Origin of the sequence: Prevotella sp. MGM1 (genome assembly GCF_002933775.1) — a bacterium.
GTDB lineage: Bacteria > Bacteroidota > Bacteroidia > Bacteroidales > Bacteroidaceae > Prevotella.
Genome location: NZ_BEWV01000034.1, coordinates 1 through 1249 on the forward strand (window position 1 = coordinate 1; position 1249 = coordinate 1249).

Genomic DNA, 1249 nt, shown 5'->3' on the forward strand with positions numbered 1-1249 from the left:
GACATGGACATGTGTTCCAGGGGATATATCGGCACGCTTGAGCAGAGCGTACTCGACGGACGTGTGAGCGCCGAGGCCGTAGACAGGGCATGCCGCAGGGTCCTGGAAGCGAAATACAGGCTCGGACTGTTTGACAACCCGTATAAATACTGCGACCCGAAACGTCGCAAGAAAGACATTTTCACCGCCGAAAACAGGGCTGCGGCACGTGACATAGCAGCCGAGACTTTCGTGCTGCTGAAAAACGACAACGGCACGTTGCCGCTGAAAAAAGAAGGCCGGATAGCGCTCATAGGGCCGTTGGCCGACACCCGTTCGAACATGGCGGGCACGTGGTGCGTGGCATACACGCCCGAACGGTACTCCACTCTGAGAGAGAGCATGGCACAAGCACTCGGCGGAAAGGCCGAACTGCTATACGCACAGGGCTGCAACATCACAGCCGACGAGCGGCAACAGAAAGACGGTGAGTTCGGAAAGAGCATAAAGCGAGGCGACGACGCGCTCATGAAGGCAGAGGCGCTGGCAGTGGCACGGCAAGCGGACGTGATTGTATGCGCCATGGGCGAGACGGCGGAAATGACGGGCGAGAGTTCGAGCCGCGCCAAGCTGGCCATGCCCGACGTACAGGCGGCGCTGCTCGCCGAGCTCGTGAAAACGGGCAAACCGGTAGTACTGCTAAACTTCTCCGGACGCCCGACGGTACTCACATGGGAGCAAGACAACGTGCAGGCGATAATGAACGTATGGTTCGGTGGCTCGGAGGCGGCCCACGCAATATGCGATGTGCTGTTCGGCGACAAGACGCCCTGCGGCCGGTTGACGGTGTCGATGCCCAGAGCTACCGGCCAGGAACCGCTGTACTACAACCACCTCAGCTCGGGACGACCGGTGGAAGAGGGAGCGAAGCGCTACTACAAGTTCCGCAACAACTATCTCGACGTGCGCAACGACCCGCTATATCCTTTCGGCTACGGGCTGAGCTACACCACTTTCGAATACGGCGAGCCGCGCCTCAGCGCCGCGACCATGGAGCGGAACGGAGGCGTTAAAGCCACTGTGACAGTGAAAAACACGGGCGACAGGGATGCCGACGAAGTGGTGCAGTTATATATCCGTGACCGTGTGGCGTCGATAAGCCGCCCCGTAAAAGAGCTGAAAGGCTTTCAAAGAATACACCTCAAAGCGGGAGAGAGCCGCGAGGTGACGTTCGACATCACGCCCGACATGCTGAAATTCTACAACAGCG

The 1249-nt window shown here is 59.1% G+C and carries 1 protein-coding gene; it reads left to right on the forward strand.

Annotation, left to right across the window (positions count from 1 at the left end):
• Positions 1-1249, forward strand: a 1249-nt coding sequence (locus tag MoGM_RS00555; protein ID WP_199181749.1) for a glycoside hydrolase family 3 C-terminal domain-containing protein, incomplete at both ends; no start/stop codon positions are given.